17 protein-coding genes and 4 pseudogenes are annotated in these 23,440 nt (G+C 44.9%); 8 read left to right on the top strand and 13 right to left on the bottom strand.

Annotated features, from left to right (window positions below):
• Positions 1 to 87 precede the first annotated feature (87 nt).
• Both Q1A70_RS09530 and Q1A70_RS09525 read left to right on the top strand, forming a co-directional pair.
• A complete protein-coding gene (locus Q1A70_RS09530; RefSeq protein ID WP_299689785.1) occupies positions 88 to 1,686 on the top strand; it encodes an isocitrate lyase in 1,599 nt (532 codons plus the stop codon).
• Positions 1,687 to 1,938: 252 nt separating this feature from the next.
• A complete protein-coding gene (locus tag Q1A70_RS09525; protein WP_299689788.1) occupies positions 1,939 to 2,517 on the top strand; it encodes a hypothetical protein in 579 nt (192 codons plus the stop codon).
• 215 nt (positions 2,518 to 2,732) lie between these two features.
• Here Q1A70_RS09525 and Q1A70_RS09520 read toward each other — a convergent pair whose 3' ends face one another.
• The 3 genes from Q1A70_RS09520 to Q1A70_RS09510 form a co-directional block, all read right to left on the bottom strand.
• Positions 2,733 to 3,578: an enoyl-CoA hydratase/isomerase family protein gene (locus Q1A70_RS09520; RefSeq protein WP_299689790.1), complete on the bottom strand. Its 846-nt coding sequence runs from the start codon at positions 3,576 to 3,578 to the stop codon at positions 2,733 to 2,735.
• A gap of 239 nt (positions 3,579 to 3,817) precedes the next feature.
• Complete coding sequence (locus Q1A70_RS09515; protein ID WP_299689793.1) at positions 3,818 to 4,693, bottom strand: radical SAM protein; 876 nt, start codon at positions 4,691 to 4,693, stop codon at positions 3,818 to 3,820.
• A 202-nt stretch (positions 4,694 to 4,895) separates the two neighbouring features.
• Positions 4,896 to 5,696 (bottom strand): SDR family NAD(P)-dependent oxidoreductase, encoded by an 801-nt coding sequence (locus Q1A70_RS09510; RefSeq protein ID WP_299689796.1) that lies wholly within the window; start codon positions 5,694 to 5,696, stop codon positions 4,896 to 4,898.
• Positions 5,697 to 5,984: 288 nt separating this feature from the next.
• Between Q1A70_RS09510 and Q1A70_RS09505 the strand changes: the two genes are divergently transcribed.
• The 6 genes and pseudogenes from Q1A70_RS09505 to Q1A70_RS09480 form a co-directional block, all read left to right on the top strand.
• Entirely contained in the window at positions 5,985 to 6,974 is a 990-nt protein-coding gene (locus Q1A70_RS09505; protein ID WP_299689799.1) for a zinc-dependent alcohol dehydrogenase family protein, read from the top strand.
• Positions 6,975 to 7,108: 134 nt separating this feature from the next.
• Positions 7,109 to 8,458, top strand: a complete 1,350-nt coding sequence (locus tag Q1A70_RS09500) for an MATE family efflux transporter (protein ID WP_299689802.1) — start codon at positions 7,109 to 7,111, stop codon at positions 8,456 to 8,458.
• A gap of 42 nt (positions 8,459 to 8,500) precedes the next feature.
• The gene (locus tag Q1A70_RS09495) at positions 8,501 to 9,394 is read left to right on the top strand and encodes a LysR family transcriptional regulator (protein WP_299689805.1); all 894 of its coding nucleotides are present in this window, start codon (positions 8,501 to 8,503) and stop codon (positions 9,392 to 9,394) included.
• 69 nt (positions 9,395 to 9,463) lie between these two features.
• Positions 9,464 to 9,673 carry a hypothetical protein gene (locus Q1A70_RS09490; RefSeq protein WP_299689808.1) on the top strand — a complete coding sequence of 70 codons (210 nt, stop codon included), beginning with the start codon at positions 9,464 to 9,466 and terminating at the stop codon, positions 9,671 to 9,673.
• A 361-nt stretch (positions 9,674 to 10,034) separates the two neighbouring features.
• Positions 10,035 to 10,946 carry a helix-turn-helix domain-containing protein gene (locus tag Q1A70_RS09485; RefSeq protein WP_299689831.1) on the top strand — a complete coding sequence of 304 codons (912 nt, stop codon included), beginning with the start codon at positions 10,035 to 10,037 and terminating at the stop codon, positions 10,944 to 10,946.
• Positions 10,947 to 11,096: 150 nt separating this feature from the next.
• Positions 11,097 to 11,915, top strand: a pseudogene (locus Q1A70_RS09480) (nuclear transport factor 2 family protein); the annotation flags it as partial.
• A 469-nt stretch (positions 11,916 to 12,384) separates the two neighbouring features.
• On the opposite strand, the gene Q1A70_RS09475 reads toward Q1A70_RS09480, so the two are convergent.
• From Q1A70_RS09475 to Q1A70_RS09435, 10 genes and pseudogenes are all read right to left on the bottom strand, one after another.
• Complete coding sequence (locus tag Q1A70_RS09475; protein ID WP_299689834.1) at positions 12,385 to 13,890, bottom strand: ABC transporter substrate-binding protein; 1,506 nt, start codon at positions 13,888 to 13,890, stop codon at positions 12,385 to 12,387.
• Between the two features lie 303 nt (positions 13,891 to 14,193).
• Positions 14,194 to 14,550, bottom strand: a pseudogene (locus tag Q1A70_RS09470) (LysR substrate-binding domain-containing protein); the annotation flags it as partial.
• Positions 14,551 to 14,784: 234 nt separating this feature from the next.
• Positions 14,785 to 16,353: a polysaccharide lyase 6 family protein gene (locus Q1A70_RS09465; protein ID WP_299689811.1), complete on the bottom strand. Its 1,569-nt coding sequence runs from the start codon at positions 16,351 to 16,353 to the stop codon at positions 14,785 to 14,787.
• A gap of 454 nt (positions 16,354 to 16,807) precedes the next feature.
• Complete coding sequence (locus Q1A70_RS09460) at positions 16,808 to 18,337, bottom strand: IS66 family transposase (protein WP_299689814.1); 1,530 nt, start codon at positions 18,335 to 18,337, stop codon at positions 16,808 to 16,810.
• A 59-nt stretch (positions 18,338 to 18,396) separates the two neighbouring features.
• Positions 18,397 to 18,564 (bottom strand): annotated as a pseudogene (gene tnpB, locus Q1A70_RS20875) (IS66 family insertion sequence element accessory protein TnpB); the annotation flags it as partial.
• A gap of 66 nt (positions 18,565 to 18,630) precedes the next feature.
• On the bottom strand, positions 18,631 to 20,049 hold the full coding sequence (gene ltrA / locus Q1A70_RS09455; protein ID WP_299689817.1) for a group II intron reverse transcriptase/maturase: 1,419 nt from the start codon (positions 20,047 to 20,049) through the stop codon (positions 18,631 to 18,633).
• Positions 20,050 to 20,406: 357 nt separating this feature from the next.
• The gene (gene tnpB / locus Q1A70_RS09450) at positions 20,407 to 20,607 is read right to left on the bottom strand and encodes an IS66 family insertion sequence element accessory protein TnpB (RefSeq protein WP_299689820.1); all 201 of its coding nucleotides are present in this window, start codon (positions 20,605 to 20,607) and stop codon (positions 20,407 to 20,409) included.
• Positions 20,604 to 20,921, bottom strand: a complete 318-nt coding sequence (locus Q1A70_RS09445) for an IS66 family insertion sequence element accessory protein TnpB (RefSeq protein ID WP_299689822.1) — start codon at positions 20,919 to 20,921, stop codon at positions 20,604 to 20,606. The genes tnpB (Q1A70_RS09450) and Q1A70_RS09445 overlap by 4 nt, the downstream gene beginning before the upstream one ends.
• 412 nt (positions 20,922 to 21,333) lie before the next feature.
• A pseudogene (locus Q1A70_RS09440) lies at positions 21,334 to 21,774 on the bottom strand (DUF3299 domain-containing protein); the annotation flags it as partial.
• 101 nt (positions 21,775 to 21,875) lie between these two features.
• Positions 21,876 to 23,138 carry a carbohydrate porin gene (locus Q1A70_RS09435; RefSeq protein ID WP_299689825.1) on the bottom strand — a complete coding sequence of 421 codons (1,263 nt, stop codon included), beginning with the start codon at positions 23,136 to 23,138 and terminating at the stop codon, positions 21,876 to 21,878.
• Positions 23,139 to 23,440: the final 302 nt, after the last annotated feature.

Raw genomic sequence — 23,440 nt, 5'->3', positions numbered from 1 at the left:
CACATACGTGGTTATTCTTTGTCCATAGCAAAGTTTTAATCCAAGCCAATTTGGCAACCATACCCCACGTGAAACTAAGGAATAGTTATGTCGCAAATTACACAAGATATCGAAATGATAGAAGTTGCAAAAAGCGCTGCAGGTGCTCCATGGGATGCAATCAATGCTGAATCTGCTGCTCGTATGCGAGCTCAAAACAAATTCAAAACAGGTCTAGATATCGCGCAATACACGGCAGATATCATGCGTGCGGATATGGAGGCTTACGATAAAGACAGCTCTCAATACACTCAGTCTTTAGGTTGCTGGCATGGTTTTATCGGTCAACAAAAGCTGATTTCTATTAAGAAACATTTTGATGGCAAGACAGATCGCCGCTACCTATACCTTTCAGGTTGGATGGTTGCTGCACTTCGCTCAGACTTTGGTCCACTTCCAGACCAATCAATGCATGAGAAAACCTCGGTTGCAGGCCTAGTAGAAGAACTATACACATTCCTGCGCCAAGCTGATGCACGTGAACTGGGTGGTTTATTCCGTGAGCTAGACGCTGCACGTGAAGCGGGCGACGTTAACCAACAAGACCTTATCCAAGACAAAATCGACAATCACGTAACACACGTGGTGCCAATCATCGCAGATATCGATGCAGGTTTCGGTAACGCAGAAGCGACTTACCTAATGGCTAAGCAGATGATTGAAGCTGGCGCATGTTGTCTACAAATTGAAAACCAAGTTGCCGATGAGAAGCAATGTGGTCACCAAGACGGCAAAGTAACGGTTCCTCACGCTGACTTCCACGCAAAACTTCGCGCACTTCGTTACGCTTTCCTTGAACTAGGTATCGACAACGGCGTTATTGTTGCTCGTACCGATTCTCAAGGTGCTGGCCTAACAAAAGAAATCGCAGTAGTGAAAGAGCCGGGCGACCAAGGTGATATCTACAACTCATACCTAGATGTTGAAGAGATCGATGTTGCAGATATGGCAGAAGGGGATGTTTGCTTTAACCGTGACGGCAAGCTAGTTCGACCTAAGCGTCTACCTTCAGGCTTATACCAATTCCGCCAAGGTACTGGTGAAGACCGTTGTGTATTCGACTGTATTGAAGCAATCAACGCAGGTGCTGACCTACTTTGGATTGAGACTGAGAAGCCACACATTGGTCAAATCAAAGAGATGATGGACGGCGTTCGTAAAGTTCATCCTAACGCGAAACTGGTTTACAACAACTCTCCATCATTCAACTGGACGCTAAACTTCCGTCAGCAAGCTTACGATGCATTGGTTGCTGAAGGTAAAGATGTATCAGCTTACGACCGTGCAAACCTAATGAGCGCGGAATACGACGAAACGGAACTGTCTGCAAGTGCTGACGAGAAGATTCGTACATTCCAAGCGGACGCATCTCGTGAAGCGGGTATCTTCCACCACTTGATTACACTACCGACTTACCACACTGCAGCGCTGTCTACCGACAACCTTGCGAAAGAGTACTTCGGCGACCAAGGCATGCTGGGTTACGTTGCAAATGTTCAACGTAAAGAGATCCGCCAAGGCATCGCATGTGTTAAACACCAAAACATGTCTGGTTCAGACATCGGTGATGACCACAAAGAGTACTTCGCTGGTGAGAATGCACTAAAAGCAGCAGGCGAAGCGAATACGTCTAACCAATTTGATTAATCGCTAGCAGTTTTAATTAGTCGCTAACGCTCTTGATTAATCGTTAACGCTAAAGCCTTCCCCGCCCTTCTCTCTTACTTCGGTAAGAGCCGGGGGAAGGCTTTGAGATAAAGCTTGTACTGCCGGCTTTATCTCAAAGTCTAAGAATTGTGTTCTACACCACGGTCAGCTAAGCAACATCTGTTTAAGCTAACTGTATTCATGTTTGTTGAAATTCCTGTTTGTTGATATTTCTTTTGATTGAGAGTGCCTATGACTTCAATACCTAAACACCTACAAGATGCAAAAACGCTGCTATCAGAAAATGGTTTCGCAAAGGGTGATACTTGGTATCACGGCACGTCTTCAGCCTTGCTTGCTTCAATTAAAGGCCAAGGACTGAAGCGCTCAGGAGACAAAGCACTCAATGAAGCCGCTTCAAAAACCATGGCAACGATTGGCAATAACTACACTGAATCGGTTGAGCCTGTGTTCCTAACTCAGAGTAAAGAGCTGGCGTATTACTGGGCGCAACAAACCGTTCGTGAGCGCAGTGTTCGCTTCGAAGGGGAAGAACAACCTATCGTGTTAGCGGTAAACCTGTTTGAAAAACAGCGTGCAAAAGTAAGGCCGGACGTGGGGGCGATGAGCCTGTTAATGATGAGTGTGGGTGAGCAATTCATGGCTCACATAGCTAAGGTTTATCAAGAGAACAACATCGCAGGCCCAGACATTGAACTTCGCACTGCTGATCGTATGGATTACTTGAACAAGCTGGGAATGGCTTACATTGATGAAGACATCAGCCGAGCGTGCATCAGCCCTTTGTTTGAGCCTCAGCTAACCCTTTAAGCTTGATCGTTGTTTAAGCTTACTCATATTTTAAGCTTATTCATCTTTTAAACTTATTCACCTTTTAAACCCAGTCACGACGGTTGCCCATTGCGAGCACGGTAAAGACGAACAAAGCATCAAAAAAGCCCCGACTTAAACAAGTCAGGGCCGTTGTACGAACGGTTAGTGCGTAGTATCAGTTAGTACGGGCTGTCAGATAGCAACGCTTACTATTATTCGATGTCTTGAACGTTCATCACTAACTGTTCCCAGTTGCGCTGATTTTCCATATCGTGCTCTAGCCCTTGGTCGTCAGCAATTTGGAAGCGCTTCACCGCTGGCGTTTTGCTTGTGGCTTGATACAGCCAATAAGCTTCGGCTTTAAGCGCTTCGTCGATGGGTTTATCAATAGACTCGTACACCATCTGTTTACAAGCATTAATGGATTCTGCTGGGAATTTAGAGATGCGCTGAGCTAGGGCATCCACATAAGGACCAATCTCGTCCGGCTCTAATGCTTTGTTGATTGTGCCGTAGGCTTCTGCTTCGTCAGCCGTAAAATCACGAGCACTCAACACAATCTCAAGCGCACGCCCTAGGCCCACTTGTCGAGCCATACGAGAAGCACCGCCACCACATGGTAAGATCCCCATGCCCACTTCCATCTGCATAAATTTGTATTTACCACGCGCCGCGAATCGCATATCACAAGCCAAGGCAAATTCATGACCGCCCCCACGCGCAAACCCTTCAAGTTTGGCAATGGTAGCCTGTGGAAGTTTGCTGATGCGTTCAAGTACGGCTTGCAAGTCGAGCAATTTGGCTTCATCACGAGAGACCGCTTCTGTCGACATATCTTTCAGTAAGTTTGTATCGTAGTGACACACCCAAATCTCCGGATGAGCTGATTGAAATACCACCACCTTCACACTGCGATCGCGCTCAAGACGTAATGCGAGTCCATTAAGGTCTGATAACATTTCTTGACCTTGAACATTCACGGTTCCAAAATCAAAAGTGACATACAAGATTGCTTCATCTTGTTTGGCGGTAAACGTTGCGTAGCCTTCGTAAGTCATATCCATTTCCTTCTTCAATTGAGTTGCTTGTTACTACACTGTTAGCGAGTGGTTAAACTTTAGCCTTGCAACCCGTCACTAACAATCAATGAAAAAGCGAAACAGTATTTACAAACATTGAATAAATCTTAACCATTACAAGCAATTCATCACGTTATCGAAGGTTCTATGGTTCAACAAAAAAGTGACTCAATATTAGCCACTTATGTCATTACTTTGCAACTTGTCTACTCAGCTGCTTACCAAGCATAAGTCTCAATCACATTTTTCTTCGCCATTGGATTATGCGCAATATGATTATTAATGTTATCAAGAAATGGCTGACGCACCCCAGGCCACTCACCACGCATGGTCGCGATGTTATTGCCATGGTCACCCCAGTAAAAACATGGGAAGTCATCCATATTTTCCAACAAGAACTTCTCTTCTTCTAAGATCTGCAACGGTGTTGGCAGCACAAAATCGCCTCGGTTAACCTCTCGTTCAAGTTCACTTCCCGGCTGAACCGCCAGCGCCATTGGCGCAATCGCATCTGGCTTCATAATGTTAAGCAAGCTGGTGGTGTTTTCCGCGTGCTCTTTAGAACGCTCTTTACCGCCTAGACCAAAAATAAATGAGGCCAAGACTCGAATATCCGCCTCTCGTGCCATTTCCATGCCTGCTATCGCATGTTCACGCGTCATACCCTTTTTGATTCTCTCTAGGACGATCGGATCGCCAGACTCAAGCCCAGAGTACGCAGTGGTCAGGCCGGCCGAGCGCAGCTCTTTTAGCTCAGAGATACTCTTACGTCGAAAATCATTAAAACCAGAGTACAGCGCAAGGTGTTTCAGCTCAGGGAAGGTCACCTTAATCTTATCGATAATAGTTAATAGCTTATCGGTACGCATCGCCATCACATTACCGTCAATTAAAAAGATCGATTCCACCTTACGGTAGATCAGCCTCGCTTCATCGATATCTTTCAAGATGTCTTCTAAATCACGGACTTTAAAACGTTTATCATCGAACATGGTGCAGAACGTACACTGGTTATTACTGCAACCCAGTGTGGTTTGAATCAGAACACTTTCCGCTTCCATCCAAGGGCGGTAGATTTTACCTTCAAAATGCATATTAAGCTCCTCAGCTAAAGATCTGTGATAGGTGTCGTTTTGTTGCCGAACAGTCTAACGCTGAGGTTTCGTCGTGATAAGAATGAGAAACCAACAATCAGTATTAAGAAAAAGTGAACAATGAGGTATGAAGGTGAGAGATTAAACAAAAAAACGCCGAAGGCATCAACCATCGGCGATGTTATCAATTTACCGTTATCAATTAAGAGAGAACAGATTCGATAGCCGCCACGACTTTCGCATTATTATCGGCGTTTAACGCATCAGAATGAGGCGGTGAAAAACGACGTGCATCGTTGTCGTAATATTTTCCAGAGGCGTCAGCAAACTCGTCAGACAATGCCGCGCGCACAAGAATGTCTGCGCCAATACTTAAATCATTACCGTCCATACCATAGGCTTCCTTAACCAGCTTACTACCAAGAAAAGAAGCTGGATTCACCGCAACCACCAACGGACCATGCCCTTTTAGCTCAGCAGCCAGATGTGCCGACCACATGGTAATCGCGAGCTTAGATTGGGCGTAAACCTGACCATCAGCAGCCTTGGCATCAGGGCTCACCAAGGCATTAAGATTTACTGGTGCCTGTGCGGCTGAAGAGAGATTAACAATACGACCTGAATCATCAAATAGCGGCAACAACTTCTGTGTCAGCAAGTACGGGGCAATGGTGTTCACCACAAAACGCGTATCTAGATTATCTTTGGTGGTAATGGTCGGGACGTTATACACCCCTGCATTATTGATCAATACATCAAGTTTGCCGTGCTGCTTTGTTACGGCATCCGCCAGCGCTTCAACCTCTTGCAAGCTAGAAAGATCGCCAACATAACCTTCAACTTTGGCATCAGGATAAACCTGATCCAGCATCGCTTTAACGCTGTCGAGTTTACTTGGGTTACGACCATGGATAAGCACATGGTGCCCCTCTTTCACGAGCATTTTTGCGGTTTCTAGACCAATACCATCGGTTGACCCAGTAATTAGAATTGTCTTTTTCATCGAATGTGCTCCGTAAACTCAATAATATTAACCAGTTAATATAGAAGAGGAACCTTTAAAATCAAGGCAATACACTTTGCCACAAGATAAAATTCCACTCTTCAATACCCCACCATATTAGTACAAAGCGCCCAACCTTATTATTGATAAAAACTAAAAACTGATTCCATATTTCACCCGCTAATCAATCACACATATGCGCCTATAATTGCCTCATAAAAACCAGACACCCCTTAAACCAAGTACATTCCATAAATCAAACACAATAACGGACAGAGGTTGAACATCATGAAAGCAACGGTTATTCGTAAATTCGGTGGTACAGAAGTATTTGAATCAGCAGAGATCGCTAAGCCAGAAGTAAAAGCTGGCCATGTGCTGGTAAAAGTTGCCGCTTCAAGCATCAACACAATTGACATGATGATTCGTGATATGGGTGAAGCGCTGCCTTTCCATCCCCCTCTACCTGGAGTGTTAGGCATGGACTTTGCGGGTACGGTCGAAGCAATCGGTGACGGTGTCACTGAATGCTCCGTCGGCGATGAAATTTATGGCTGTGCGGGTGGCCTCGCTGATTTGCAAGGTTCGCTAGCTGAGTACATGTTGGCCGACATAAACCTAGTGGCTCACAAGCCAAACAACCTATCAATGCGTGAAGCCGCAGCACTGCCACTTGTTGGTATTACCGCTTATGAGGGCCTTACTCGCGCAGGTATCCAAGCGGGGCAGCAAGTGCTGGTTCATGGTGGTGCCGGGGGAGTTGGTCACGTAGCCGTGCAACTTGCCAAGCACTTCGGTGCAGATGTATACGCAACAGGAACGGCCGGTGAGCAAGGTACCCTTATCTCACAGCTCGGTGCCACTGCCATTGATTTTGCCTCTGAATCTGTCGCCGATTACGTTGAAAAGTACACCAACAGTGCAGGCTTCGATTTGATCTTTGACTCGGTTGGTGGCGGCAATCTAAACAATTCGATTGAAGCGGTAAAATTAAACGGCCAGATCGCAACAACGCTATCCATGCACGAACAAGATTTGACGATGGTTCACATGAAAGGGTTATCACTGCACGTAGTATTTATGCTGCTTCCGATGATCTATAACGTCGGTCGTGCTGAACACGGTAAGATACTCAAAGCCTTAGCCAAGATCGTCGAAGCAGGAGAACTGAAACCTGTGCTGGATAGCCAACAATTTGCACTCAAAGATGCCGCAGCCGCGCACGATCGCTTAGCAAGTGGTAAGGCGATGGGTAAAGTTGTGGTTGATGTTGAATAACACACGGAATAAATAACCCGCTCTTTTGCGATTAAGGCTTGTCTCGGCAAGCCTTAATGGTAACCAGCATTTATTACTCATTTATCCTACTAGCGACCTAGCCAATTTACCAACTGGCCCAATTGAGCACGAGCATGGTTATGATCTCCCCAAGTTTAAAGCTTGTTATTCAAAGAACACTCCCTTTAACGCTGGGGATGTTTGCCATCATGTTAGTGCAGCTTGTCGACTCCATTTTTATTGGCATGTTAGGGGTAGATCAGTTGGCCGTGCACGGCATTACCCTACCGTTTCAAGCAGTTATCATTGGTCTGCAAGTCGGAGTTGGGGTGGCGGCAACCTCCATTATCTCTCAAGCTTGTGGCGCGAAACAAAGCCGTAAAGCGCAAACAATCGCAACGATCTCGGTTGGGCTCGGCAGCCTATTTGTAGCCTTGGTGTGCCTGCTATTGTGGACTCTGCAAACCCCTATCTTTTCTGCGTTTACCGCAGCGGATGTTTCTGCTCAAGATCAGCAGCTATTGCAAAGCATCTTTCGCCGTTACTGGCCAATATGGCTATTAAGCGCCACATCCGTTGCAACGCTCTACCTCATCACCTGCGTCTATCGCGCCAATCAAGATACCAAGACGACTGGGCAGATGTTTCTATTGGCGAGCATCATTAACCTGATCCTCGATCCAATACTGATCTTCACCTTCAATTTAGGCATTGTTGGTGCGGCGATCGCCTCCACCATAGGCTATGGTTACTGCGCCTTAGTTATGCTCTATAAAGCGCGCGATAAACAATGGTTTGGTCGAATACCATTTGGCGAGAAGACGAAAGCCCACACCGTCGAATTGGTTCGATTCATCATTCCAACGATCATCAATCAGTCTCTCCCTTCGCTAAGTGCGTTTGCCTGCATGCTGCTGATCGCGCAAATGGGCACCAATGAGATCGCATTTTGGGGCTTGCTATCCCGTATCGAAAGCTTCATGTTGGTATTCACCCTCGCTTTAACCATGGCTTTGCCACCGATCATTGGTCGTTACCTCGGTCAGGGAAAAAATGGACAGATTTCAGAACTGCTCATAACTACTGGGAAATTTCTAATTATTTTTCATATAATTATGGCTGTAGTCGTCGGAGTTAGCTCTGCTTTGATGCTCCCTTTGCTCAGCGCTGATATCACCATTCAACTCTGGTTTAGCCGTGCTCTTTGGTTAATCCCGATCAGCTACGGGCCCCTAGGGCTTTGTATGATAGCGGTGTCTGTGTTTAACGCGCTTGGTCAACCGAAGAAGGCGCTTGTGGTCTCTTGTGTGCGGCTAATCCTATTATACATTCCTGCTATTTGGCTTGGCGCAAGTACCGGAAATGTCCTGCAAGCGGTTACAGCGGCGACCATAGCCAATACGCTTGCAGGGGCTTATGCATGGCTAAAGCTGAAACAATATACACAATCGCACTGGGTTAAGCAGCCCTTAACGCAGACATAAAAACAAACCATATTTGGACGAATAAAGGATAAACACGCCCCTATGAATATTGAACACCTTAGATTATTCGTTCGAGTCTCCGCGACTCACAATATCAGCCAAGCCGGTAAAGAGCTGGGTTTGTCGGCACCGGTTGCCAGTATGCACATCAACAAACTTGAAGAGAGTATTGGCGCACGCTTAGTGCACCGAACCACCCGTAAGGTATCACTCACCGAAGAAGGCGAAACGCTGCTACCGTATGCTGAGGAGATCCTAACAAGCGTCGACGCCGCCCGCGCCACCGTGGGCACTGGAAAAGAACAACCGAAAGGGACACTGCGCATCACGGCTCCGGCTTCATTTGGTCGGCTACACCTTATGCCTGCATTAAAAGGCTTTTTCAAAGCCTACCCAGATCTTTGCGTCGATATCCGCCTGACAGACACCATGATAGATATGGTTGAGGGCGGCTTTGATGTAGCAATTCGTAACGCCGAACTCAAGGATTCGACGCTGATCGCTAAAAAGCTTGCCACCGATAAACGCATTTTATGCGCCTCCCCCGAGTACCTTGTTCAGTATGGTAAACCAATTGATCCTAACGATCTCAAGCGGCATTGCTGCGTCAATCAAACAGGGCTGGAAACATGGAGTTTCAAGACGCAAGATGGTCTGCACAACATGAAGGTAAAAGGAAACATTCGCGTCGATCACGGTGAAGCGGTGCGGGATGCAGCCATCAACGGACTAGGCATTGCAATGTGCGCCGAATGGCTGGTTTATGAACAGGTAAAAAACGGTTCATTGGTTGAAGTGCTGCCTGACTTTCCGCTGGATAACCTCGCCGCGATTTGGGCGGTCTACCCCAGCTCTCGCCTTGTCGCACCTAAAGTAAGAGCCTTCTTAGATTACTTCTCGAACTATTATGGCACGCCCCCCTACTGGGAGCGTTAATTCAATCCATCCCTCAATTCCAGATACTGGAGCCAGCCATAAAATAGGCACCAATGGTTAGAGGAGAATATGATTAGCTCAGCACACAATAACGAACTCAATAGGTACATTGAAGGACTCGACCTAAACCTCACCAAAGCACAGCTGCATGAACTGGATTGGCAACAAAGCCGTCACGATTCGAAAAAACATAAAACCGTATTCGACTTGTGGTTCTTTTTCTCTTTCTTTGGCTTATGTACGCTGGTGGATCTGGTTCTGTTGGCGCTTATCCCTTGAAGATAAACAAACCATGACGACCTATAACCAACACGGCACGTTCAATTGGTTTGAGGTCGACGCTGAAACAAACCTACATACTGTTCAAGGTAGCAACCAACAGTGTTCTGTTAAACCCAGATTACCAAGATGTTACTCAGCAGCAAGGCGAAATATACCAGCTCTTAAACACCATTGAATAGAGGCTAGAGTCTCCTATTATTTCGCTGGTTATAGGCAGCCGTAGTTATCAAATCACCTTGCTAAATCGTGAGGGCACCGCCTTGAGCAAACCAAGGCTATTATGTAGAGTGGTGTTTCATCCACCATGTGACTGCCATTGGACTCGATTGAATCTCGACCCGATTCAAATTTGGCTCTGATGCACTCCACTAGACATTGCGAGAGGTACCCTTTGCCCATTCCCAGTATCCAATTTAGTCACAGACATGCCAATCAAGCCGAGCTGCAAGTCATTGACTTTGCTGAGCTCTACCAAAGAGAAGCGCTGGGGCATAATCCACAGGCACTCCACCGGATTAAATTCTTTGGGATCATAGTGATCAATGAAGGTTACGGCACCCATATGGTGGACTTCAAAGAGTATCAATTTACCGCAGGTTCGGTCATTTTTGTTCAAAAATCGCAGGCGCACTGCTTCGATTTTTCCAATAGGCCACAGGGCAAAATCATTGTATTCACACAAGCCTTCTTAGATCAGCTCCATGCCAACATGCGCTTTCCTCACTATACACCGACCCACCTCAGTGTTGATCATTCGCCGTTACTTCAACTTGATCCGCTCCAACATCAAAACACCCAAGATCTGATCGTTAAAATGACACAAGAAATCGCAAGATCAGACAGCGATCCACTTATCGTGATGTACCTCTTTTCGGCCTTTGCGCTGTCTTTGCAACGACTGCGTCCGCAAATTAACGCAGACAAGCTCAGCCATGATCAGAGTGTGCGTTTTACTCACTTCTTTGAGTTAATGCAGACTCATTTCGATAAAACAAGAGACGCTACTTGGTATGCATTGCAGCTCAATACCACTTATAAAACACTCAACCATATATGCAAACTGGCGACAGGGTTTACAGCAAAGCAATTGATCAATGCCTTCACCATCCTTGAGATCAAACGCCGTCTGGTTATGAGTGAGGCAACATCACAGCACATTGCCCATGATTTAGGGTTTGAGGACAGTAGCAATTTCGTTAAATATTTTAAAAAACAGGTCGGTTCAACACCCTATCAGTTTACTCAAAAATACAAAACGCCGACTCTTTAGGTTCGATATTTACCCTTATTTAGCCCATTTTTACTCTATCAGTCCCTGAGTTCATCAACTATCATCCAAGGACCGAAACAAAGGAGTAACAATATGACTACAAGTCGACGTCCCTCTCTTATCCAAAGCTCTTTACTGGCATTCAGTGCCATGGGCCTAACCACATGCTCAATAGCGGGTGACATAGCCGCCACTGAACCCAGCAATAAAGATAAAGCGATTGCGGTCATATCAAGTATTGAGACTGGCGATCCTGCAGCGATCAGTTACATCAACCCAAACCAATATACCCAACATAATCTCGCTGTCGGAGATGGCTTGGCGGGATTTGGCGAAGTCTTACAGGCATTGCCTGTGGGCAGCGCGAAAGCGGATGTTAAACGGGCTTATCAAGATGGGGATTATGTGTTTCTCCACACTGAGTATAACTTCTTTGGGCCAAAAGCGGGCTTTGATGTATTCCGTTTTGAAGATGGCAAAATTGTCGAGCACTGGGATAACCTTGCGGAGCTGGCCTCTGAGCCGAACCCAAGTGGCCGAACGCAGTTAGATGGCGCAACTGAGGTCACTGATCTCGACAAAACCGAAGAAAATAAAGCGATCGTTTCTGATTTCGTACAAGTGATTCTGATGCAGGGTGACATGTCGAAGATCAATCAATTTATTGATAACGGAGACAGTGCCTACTTACAGCACAATACCATGGTGGCCGATGGGCTCAGTGGATTAGGAAAAGCACTGGGTGATCTCGCCAAGGCAGGAATGCCTATGGTGTATAAAGAGAACCATAAGATCTTGGGTGAAGGTAATTTTGTTCTCGCGATCAGTGAAGGTGTCTTTATGAACAAAGAGGTGGCCTTTTACGATCTGTTCCGCCTCGATAACGGCAAGATTGTCGAGCACTGGGACGTCATAGAAAACATTCCTCCACGCAGTGACTGGAAGAATGACAATGGTAAATTCGGCTTTAAACATAACGATGTAGTCGAAGTCGCTTCTTTTATCCTCAAAGACGATGTCGACCCAAGTGAGTTTGCAAAATTGGATAAGGCCGTAGAAGAGACACACGTGGCAAAGCAGCCTGGGTTTATCAGTCGCACCTCTGAACTGGTTGACGGCAATAAGTGGCGTGTCATTGTGCATTGGGAATCACTCGAAGATGCAGAAGCATCAATGGCAAGCTTTATGGATGCCCCGGCAGCACAAGGCTTTATGGGCGGCGCTGATTTATCCACAATGAAAATGCAGCGCTACGAAGATTAATCCGTTGCTATGCTTGGTTAGCTAAATCTGTTGAGTTAACTCAATACTTGGGGCAAACAAACACTTTTTTATTATCAAAGACCTAGCAATGCGCTAGGCCTTTGTATTACTTATTTTGCTTTTATACGCAGTGTTTGGCTGTGATTATTTATGCTCTGTTTTTATTCAGCGCAGATCAATCTTCAATAACCAAATTACCAAAGTAGTGCATGTCCATCGCATTAACGACTGGAGCAATGTGCACGTTATCACTGGTTGCCCAAGCCAAATCTTGGAAATGCAGCGGGACAAAAGCGGCGTCTTGATGAAGTATCGCTTCGATGTTCTGTAGCAATTCAGCACGCTTCGCTTCATCGAGCTCTTTGTGAGTTCTATCGACTAATGCATCGACTTCTTGATTAGAGTAGTAACCACAGTTGTATTGGCCCTGCCCGGTTTCAAGATTTCTGGTTTTAATGAGGTAATCAGAGAAGTTTTCCGTTTCAGCTCCCCAGCCAATCATCAGAATATCTGCATTACATTTTGCAAACTCTGGCCAGTATTGCGCTTTAGGCATGGTTTGTAGATCAACTGAAATGCCCGCTTTAGCCAGCATTGTAGAAACCGCCTGTGCAATCTGAGCATCATTCACATAGCGGTTATTAGGGCTGATCATGGTTAATGATAGCCCTTCACCATAGCCAGCTTCTGCCAGCAATGCCTTCGCTTTTGCCACGTCATAGCGGATCTCTAGTTCTGGGTTATAACCTGCGTAAGTACTCGGCCATTGCTGAGCCGTCGCAGTCGCAAAGCCACGCATCACCTTTTCTGCAATGCCTTTATTATTGATTGCATGGATGATGGCTTGACGCACACGCACATCCTGAAGGGCTGGATTGCTTTGATTCATCTGCAAGGTAATAAGCCTTATGCCCTCCTTGGTCAACAACTGTGATTTTGGGCTAGCCATAATACGTTTGAAATCGGTTGGCACAACGGGTGAGATCATATCGACATCCCCTGACAACAACGCTGCGGTGCGAGTCGCGCTACTTTTAATTGGCACTAAAGTGACTTCATCAACGTTACCGCCTTGATCCCAGTAGTCGCTAAACCTTTGATAGACAGTCTTGATACCATGCTCTCGGTAACTCACCGTAAACGGCCCAGTACCAGACACATGTGTTGACGCAAAACTTTGACCATTTTTCATGATCTGATCTTTAGGGTTACCGATCTCATCAACACCGGAATAGAACTGGCTGTCCATCGGGAAAACGTACGCTGCAGCCTGCAAGTAAAGTGGGTACGGCTCATGAGAGACCAGTTCAATGGTATGACTGTCGACTTTTTTGATCTCTTTAAATGGCGCTAACACCGCCTTATGATCTATTGATGTCTTAAGTCGATTAAAGGTCCAAACCACGTCATCTGCGGTAAATGGATTACCCGAATGAAAAGTAACGCCTTGCCTTAATTTGAATCGAACCGTATTTTCATCAATGCGTTGCCACTCGGTCGCTAACCTTGGTTCAAATTCTAAGTTTAAGCCATAACGAACCAATGAGTCGAAAACCATGTGTGACATCTGGAACATTCCAACCGACAGTTGCTCTTGCGGATCAAGCGAAACCGGATCGGAATCGTAGGCAACTTTGATAGAGTGCCCTGCCTGAGTGTTGAGAGCGACACAACCAAACATGGCAGCAACTAGAGACAATAACTTCATTCACTTTCCTTGTGTTTACATCTTTACTTTAAAAGCAAACATAATGTTTACTTTGACACAGAAAATCAACAATTTAAGTGTAAATTTAGATAATGAAATGACTTTAAATAAGTGGCAACGCCTACCTTTTTCTTGACCGACTCAAATCTCCTCTTAATTTATATATTTTTGTACTTAGATGATTTTAAATACTCAGAATGGAGATGATGTGCAAACCGCTTTGACCTATGACACAAAGGTGTATGCCTCTAAAAACACATCAAGGTTGAACAAAAATTATCGTGAACCAAGCCCCTCTTGTGCATATTTTTGTTCAAGTATCGACACCACCCACTTTTGCAGCGCGTCATCGTTATATCTCGGGTGCCACGCGGCAATAACATCAAATGGCTTAGGCATTTCATCCATTACGATTTGAGTCACATTCAATTCTTCGACGGCTCTTGAGGGTAAAAAGGCGATCGAGTCTGTCTTCTCCAGATAAAGAGGAACAATGGAAAAACAAGGCGCAGATACGACAACATTACGCTCCAATCCATATTGCTTGAACCAATCATCGATGGAGCCTTTAAAATTCGGCCTTGAAGGAGAAGCGATAATAGTCGGGTGAGCGGCGATTTCTGCCAGCGATGGGTTTATTAATGGTGAAGTGATATTCGTTGATGCGTGATTGAGGGTTGAAAAGTCGAAATAAGCGTTTGTTTCGGCTAGATAAAAAAGCGGGTCATTCACTTTATCGTTTAATAAAAAGTGAATGACCCGCTTTATAGCTTTATAGCTTTATAGCTTTATAGCTTTATAGCTTTATAGCTTTATAGCTTTATAGAGCTTAATTTTTATTTCATGCTCGAAAACATGATTTGACGATTATTTGAAGACGATGCTAGAACCGACCATATCTTCCGTTAGTACTGTTAGGTTGGTTGCACCCACTGTACCTACTGGTTTAATCAAACCTTGTTCGTCTCTTTCCATCGCTGGCGCTTCCGTTGAGATCCCTTCTGGAAGAGGAGAAAGCCCTTGGATTTGACCGTAAAAGATGTTGTTCACATACTCAGAGCCAACCATTTGGAACTTATCGCCTTCAAACTGTCTGAATGCATTTGTGCCTTCTTTTGCCGCAATCGATAGGTTGTTTTCAAATACCGTATCAACCGCCGGGAAAATAGTATCAACACGAGCATCATCCGTTAAGCTCACACGGTGAACCGCGTTACTCGCGAAAATGCCTTGAGTATTATTGACTAAGGTATTGTTCTTAACGATAACATCTTTAGGTGTCCACTGCTTTTGCAATGTCTTACCATCCGTTGCATCTTTACTTAGTACTTCACCCTTAGATACATCAATGATACCGGTATTTAGAACAAGAGCACCTCGATAAGTTCCTTTGCCTAATGTTCCTTCAATGTAGTTGTTTTCAATTAGGTGATTCTCATCATATATTCTGATGCCGCCAGAGTTAGCTGTGTCGCCCGGCAAAATCACGTTGTTGGTTACCACATTATTGTGACCGTGGCGTAGAGAAATCATTGAAGTACTATTTTTGATGGTATTGCCATCGAATGTAATACCACTCGCCTTAACTGAAATTAATTCGATTTCACCAGAGCCATTTTTACCTACGTAACCACTGATGTTGTCAAAGTAGTTATTTCTTACAACGCTTTGAGAATCAAATAGTGAGTTGTGGCTGTCACCAACTCGGATAGCTTGTCTATCGTTACGGTTTGTTCTCACCATTTTAGGGTCAGAGTTTTCGATCAATTCGATATCTAAAGCGGTTAAGTCTTTAAAGATATTACCTTCAATCAAAGTCTTTTCTAGCTTCTCTGAAGTCGCAACCACAAGCATAGCACCACGCTTGTACTTACCTTCGAAAGTATTGTTGGTTACTTTATTGTTTTCGCCGCCAACAGTGATCCAACGAATGTTAGGGTACTTACCTTTCTCGTCTGCAACGTACTCGTAATCATTGAACTTGTAGATCACAGAGTTGTTTAGCGTGTTGTTTTTACCGAAAATACCAAAAACACCCATGATGTTTGCATTATGACTTTCTTTACTTAGTGTCGGACCACCTTCCGTAAATACCAAGCTTTCAATAAGGTTGTCATTACCTTTTATCACGAACTGAGCCGAACCATTAAATATCACGGTACCAGGCTCTTGTGCTTTAATCGTGACGTTATTTGCTGTTAAAGTCACGCTACCTAGGTCTAAATAACGACCTGGCTTAATGCTGATGATATCGCCATCTTGAGCGTTTAGAATGCTTTCGCGTAGTTCTAAAACCTCTTGCATTGACGCCATCGCGACACCTTGGTCAACCATCAGAAGTGTTGGTTGAGTTGCTCGATCTGTACTTGCTTGGTTTGCAGTACAGCCTGCCAATAGTAGTGAGCCTGCGATTAATAGAAGTGGTGACTTTTTCATAAATATCTCTTTATAAGGGTGTGTCCGTATACAGTGAGACTAGCAACATTCGGCATGACAAGGAAATCGATTTTTATCCATAATGTCTACTCACACCACATTTTTGAAGCAATTTGTGCGCGCCCTCATATAATTTAATAAGACAAATAAATATGAGCAAATTTAGACCCTAAAAAACAAAACACAACACCAACAAGCTCACCAATCTTAGATAACACAAATAAAACCATACCATCAAAAATCATTACAATTCGAGGTGTTTGAGATGTTAGAACGAAAAGAAAACTACGTGTTGTTAGGTGCTACTTATTTAAAATACACGTAATCACAGCTGGCGAAGAGAAAGGAACAATAAGTTTTACAAACCTATTGCTCTGTTTAATTGTCATATTATATAACTAAGGGTTAATAGCTTTTCTTATGTATGCGCCCCATGAACCCACGGGGCGACTTGCTAATGTTTGAAGTTCCAAGGTAGGAGTGCGTTGATATCAGGCTCAGCTTTTGCCAGCTCCTTCATGCACTTGATCATATAGTCGTAAAGGATAAGACCGTTGGCTTTCGCGGTCTCGATGATGCTGTAAAGCATTGCGCTCGCATCAGCACCGTTTTGTGTGTTTGAGAATAACCAATTTTTTCTGCCAATGACCAGCGGTTTAATTGCGCGTTCAGCACGGTTATTGTCTATCGATAAGTGACCGTCATCGATATAGCGAATGAGCTTCGACCACTGCCCGAGCGTGTATTTTATCGCTTTACCTAATGGGCTAGAGCCTATCACCTTCTGGGTTGTCATCCATTGGTAAAGTTCATCCAGTATCGGCTTGGAATACGCTTGACGCTCTGCTTTCCGTTTTTCGACAGGCGCACCTTTTAAGCGTGATTCTATTCCGTAGAGTTTTTGGATTTTAGCCAGCGCCTTATCAGCCTTCCCCGACTTACCTTTCCCTTGAAGCTTCTTAGCATCCATGAACTTACGACGAGCATGCGCTAAGCACCCCACATTAGTGACTTGATGTAGACCATCATAAGCCGCGTAGCTATCGGTTTGTAGATAACCATTGTAGTCGCCTAAAAAGGCAATAGGGCACGCCCTCGCGCGACTGTTTTGATAGTCGTACAAGGCGATATTTTTCACATTCGGTAATGCCGCTTCAGGCGAATCAGCACCCGAGCAGTAGAGCCACATATAACACTTCTTCTCTTCCTTGAGCACATTGAGCGGCGTTTCATCCGCCTGAACCACCACTTGTTGAAGTAGGTGCTCTTTCAAGGCCATATACAGCGGGGCGAACTTCTCGCTGACTTGGATGACCCACCTTGCCATCGTGGTACGTGATAACTCGATACCCGACTGGGTAAACAGCGATTCTTGGCGGTAAAGTGGCATTGCGTATTGGTATTTGCCAAGAATGATGTTGGCCAGCAAGCTTTCTGTGGCGAAGCTTTTAGGTATGAGGCTCTGAGGGGATGGCTTCTGAACGATACGGCTACTGTCCCCTGTTTTCTCGCACTGGCGGCAAGCGTACTTAGGGCGAACATATTCCAATACCTTGAGTACAGCAGGCGTGAACTCTAGCTTCTCGCTGCGGTCTTCACCGATTTTATGCAGGTTATGATTGCAGCAAGCGCACTGCTTTTCATGGTCGTCTACATCGAGTTCGATAACCTCACGAGGCAAAGTCTTAGGTAGAGGTTTACGTTTACCACGCTTTTTCGTTGTGGTCGTCGTTGTCACCTCGACCTCTTCTTCCTTAATGGCTTCACATTCCGCTTCGTTGAAGAGGTCACCTTGTGATTCATCGTAAGGCTTTAACGCCTCCGAGCGTTTCGCAAACTGGCGGTCGAAGGCAAGCTTGAGTTGTTCAAGTAGCGACTGGCGCTCTTGTTTCCACTCGCTTTTCTCCGACATCAGCGTTTTTACCATCGCTTGTAGCTCGGCAACATCTTGACTTTCTGGGTTGATATTTGGCGTCTTTTTCATGGCATTTATTATACTAAAGCCGCGCCGTTAACGCTTGGTATATAAGGCTTTATTATCGATTAACCCATTGTAAAATCGTTTATTCGAACGGGTTTGTGGCCGATAATTGTGAAACCTGAAAGCAGTCTATCAAGCTCAAATTGAGTGAGGGTAAACACCTTATTTCTCTCTTTTGAAGGCCACTTGTACTTGGCTTTTTCGAGGCGTTTGTACCAAAGAGCAAAGCCTGTTTTATGGTGAGTAGGTCAGAGGAATTTCACCTCTAGCCTCTCGCAGAACCGTACGTGATACTCTCATATCATACGGCTCCCATTACCCAATCGTTGATCTTCAAAATAATGCCAGTGGATAAATAAACAAGGACGACTTTGCGCCACATGCCTTAACCACTGTGCACTTTTCCGTTTATGGCCTGCAAGGCGTTTGTATTTTCGCCTCGCCCAGCGCCCTAATCTGAGTTCCAGATAGTCCGCTAGTTTGCGCATTTGAGTAGGATAAAAGAATCCATAATATTGGAACCACCCCCGTATTATTGGGTTATATAAACGTGATAGCTCTTCCAACGTCGAAGGTGTCCTTATTGACAGACGCCATGATCTAATACGTGACCGCATGGACTTTAGCGCTTCGTTGCTTACCGCAGGTATAAAGCTAGTAAACAAGTTACCTTCCTTATTGTTCGCTTTTCTTGGTCTGAAAGTAAAACCTAGAAAAGTGAATTGTGTTGTTGGGTAATCAAGCGAACGATTACTGTCCTTGCAGTACACGATCTTTGACTTCGTTGGATGTAGAGTAAGCTTACACTCCTTCAAGCGCTTTCCAATCGCCCGTAGCAAATACTCTGCTTGTGCTTTGGAATGACAATGGACAACAGCGTCATCTGCATACCTAGCAAATGGACATTTTGGAGAAGTTTTACTTATCCAAATGTCAAACGCATAGTGCATAAACAGATTCATCAGTAACGGACTGATCACCCCGCCTTGAGGAGTTCCTTGAGTACGAGGTTCTAGGACGTTGTCAACATTGAGTGTTGGCGCTTTTAACCATCTTTCGATGTACAGTAAAGCCCACTTAATCTTTACATGATGACGCACAGCCTTCATCAGAAGCTCATGATCGATATTGTCGAATGCGCCTTTGATATCAAACTCAACGACCCAGTCCATTCGCCAACACCGCAGTCGAGTTTTATCTACCGCTTGCAGTGCCGATTTCCCTGGTCGATAACCGTAAGAATCAGGATGGAAGCATCTGTCTATTTCGGGTTCTATTAGCATCTTGACCACCATCTGAGCGATGCGATCAGACACAGTAGGGACCCCCAGACTCCTTGTACCACCATCCTTCTTAGGTATATTTACCTGCTGAACAGGTGGTGGCATGTAGGAGCCTGACGACATACGATTCCATATCTTGTAGAGATTTCCTTTCAGGTTTCGCTCAAATGCAGACAAAGAGATTTTGTCTACACCAGCTGCGCCTTTATTAGCTTTTACACGCTGATATGCCCTCCAAACGAGTTGTTTTGAAATATCAAACGATTTCGTTGATGCCATCTGGCTCCTCCCTAACATTCTAGGTTGACTGAATTTCATCAACTGGATAATGCTGCCCCTTCGCTCCTCATCCATTACAGATGACTCATCGCTACTACGAGCAGCTCCGTCCCTGTATTTGATATCGGTATTCTTCCTCATGGTATTTGCCATTTGTCATTTCCCTTAACACTCAAATCCAGGTTCCCACGTTCCATGCTACCGCCTAAATCAAGCTCATGCCGCCTATACACCGATTGCCGCTGAAACAGTAAGTAGGTTTCCTTTCAGCTAATCCTAGGGTTACTGGGCGCCCCTAGTTTTGACAATACTTAATCCTTAACGATGCGTCATCGGACGGTTTGCTTTCTCTCATCTTCTTGATTCATACCTGATATCTTATTGATACCTTTTCCAAAGTCGCTCACTACCATATCTCTTAAATACAGCAGCACTTGGCGGTTTGAAACCGACCCCTACAGGCAGATTTCGGGAGGCCTTCTCCCATCAGTAGCACAGCTCCAAAAGGACTTAACCTTTTGTTCGTGGCACACCCCAGTACAAGACTTTGATTTTATCGCGCTGTTTGTTGGTGAATAAGAACAGTGCGCCACTCCCCAAAGGTAAGTCGGTGTCACTTTCGATAATCGCCGCGAGGCCGTTGATGGACTTTCTAAAATCGACACTCTCACGATACAGATAAATCTCTGGAGCGCTAAGCATACCTTTCATGACAACGCTCCAATGAGTTCAGCAAGATAAGTCGCTGGCGTGCCTTGAGGAATGCTCAACTCCACATCATTGACGAGCAGTGTCATGTTAGCCGTAGCTATCTGCGCCTGATACTTCGTTGTCTTTTCGACGATTTCGGCTCTAACAAATCCGACAGATTCCGATTGGTTTGCTGTTTGGAGTTGACGCCGCTTGGCGAAGAACGTGGATAAACTCAGTCCATGCTCTTCGCAAAAAGCACGCTGGGTAATATTGCTGCTTTCATATTGTTCAAACAGTGTTTGCCATTCTAGATTGGTGCGTCGTTTTGCCATTTCAACTCTCCTTTGGGTTGGAGAGTTGATCTTATTCTTCATGCTGAAAGATTAGAATGTGGGGTTTATGGTGCGCTTACTTTCTTATAGACAGGAATGAAAAGTGCGATCGGCGGCAGCTGAATATCAGCGCTTGTTCAATGGCAAGCGGGCTAGGATGGATGAAGTGAGAGGTATGTATCTATGTATCTATGTATCTATGTATCTATGTATCTATGTATCTATGTATCTATGTATCTATCCAAATATATAGCGCCCCTTCACCATATAAAAAAGGGTACCACTAACCAATTTTAGTTGACCACTACACCTTGATAAGTGGCATAGTTTGCTTAGCAGAAACTCGGCTTTGGCTACCACCGTTTTCAGGCTTAAGTTTTTCAGCTTATTCTTTATACTCACTGAGGCTTTCAGCAGTTAATAAGTATCCAGTTGTTGCTAGGTCGGTGTCGAGAGTTTTGGTCGTCATTTCGCCTGTTACATAAACGACATCCCATAGTTGAGTCACCGGAGCACCTTCTTCAAACTTAACATAAATTATTTGATTAGCGGGCGGCGGTGGCACGTGTATGCAGGCTCCAAAGAAAGGAACCAACAAGAACTCAGTGACACTCGACTCTGTGCCTTCAAGGGGAATAACGAATCCAGCAATGGTGACCTCGTTACCATCTAAATCCTGACGAACTGATCCAATGGCACTCTGTTTAGCCTGCGGTCCATTGTGGTTGATTTGGGCATCGTATCCCGATAGATATGCAGAGCGCTCCTGCTCAGGAATAAGATCGATCCACTCAAGTGTTTGACCAGCATTTGCAAGCGAAACATTTAATATCGCAGCGATCAAAATGGACATGTGTGACAAAAATTTGGAAATCATAGAGATATGCCTTTAAACTCATTCAGATGATAGCGGCCCCCTAGTATTTGGGGCCGCTTTTCTAGTGACGCTTCTTTTTAGAATAGAAATTGAGCCTTCAATCCAAATACGACATCGGTCTTATCTTTTATCAGTGCGTTTGCCAAATCACCTGATTGTATGGCGTCGACGTTAATCGCGGTGTGGTTCATAACTTGAACACTAGGTGACAACTGAAGCCAAGGCGTGACTTTAGCGCGATAATATAGCTCTGCGGTGTATTGATCGTCGAAATCGATATCACCAAATGTGCTTGCCATTGGACTTGCCCAGTTAAATGCGAGCCCTATCATATCTTCTGAACGACTAGCTGGAATATAACCAAAGCCAGCGCTAACTGATGCGTCATACATGGCACCACCATCTTGCGCCCAACCTGCTCGAACAAACGGAAGCCATTGATTGTTTACAAGGCCGGAGACTGAAACACTGACACCGTGCCCCTCTTTATCATTGTCAACCGCATCGCGCTGCCAAAAAGATATGTGAGCGTTATCGATGAACAGCATCTCTTTCGATGGTGTATAACCAACCTCTAAACTTTTCCATGTCGCGCCAGTGTCAAAGAAGTCTTTAACACCTTGGCTGAGATCAGAGGCGTTCCCCTTCGCATCAAGAATACTCGCTGAAGCGTATACATTGTCAGTCATAAAACCACCAAGCATCACCCCTAGAGCACCATCAGGAAGGCCACCAATCGTACCGTTACCGGTGGTAAAAACACCGTTATTGAAGTCGTTCCATGGACTGGCTAGAGCATAAAAATCGGTATAGTCAGTCATATCCAAAAATCCGGCATAGGCCACCATTCGCTCATCAAGCATAGATTGACGCCAAAATAGGTGTGTCGTTCTAAAACCTTGATCACCGTATAAAGAGTGTGCGAAACCAAGATAGCCTAAATCCTTTAAACCATAATCTTTTGGCGATGAGTCGGTATATTTGTGTCGGTGTTCAAACTTGAACACGATACCGCCCGTTGACCCTGAATCGGTATGTACCATATCCCATTGACCATATACTCTAAGCGCCCCTGAAGCTGCTGAAGAATCCCCTAGCGCATCCGTTGCTGTAAAGCCAAGCATATTGTAATCAACGCCCAATTGGAGTCCGTACTCTTCCTGCCAATGAGCTTTGGTTGCGTTCCAAGAGTCAAAGTGAGATTGTTCAACAGGTATATCTCTCATCACTGTAAGATCTTCAAACTCATTGGTGTTATCTGCAGCAAATACGGTTGTAGAGATTACCATCACTGACATTAGTATTGTCGCGGTTGCAGATAGGCGAAAAGTGGGTTTCATTGTGACCTCGATGAATGATTATTTCTTAAAATCAACGTGACGCATTTCACTTTCAATGCGGATATAAAATTTGAGTATAGCTCAAAATGGAGACGGGTTATGGACAACAGAACCATAACCAATTATCTATGTTGCTTGCTTAGAAGAAAGACTTGTACATAAACCACGCAACGGTGTCATCAACGTCGAGTGTCATTGATTCTGACTCCATTGTTCCGTAAGTATCGGCGTTTTTCAAGGTAGTTGTCATCATTTGCTTACTTATTAAGCAGCTTCTCTTTCTGGGTTTAGGTGTACTTCAC

Origin of the sequence: uncultured Vibrio sp., assembly GCF_947488985.1 — a bacterium.
Lineage (GTDB): Bacteria > Pseudomonadota > Gammaproteobacteria > Enterobacterales > Vibrionaceae > Vibrio.
The sequence above is the reverse complement of the archived record's forward strand: the minus strand, read 5'-3'. Positions and strand labels throughout refer to the sequence as shown.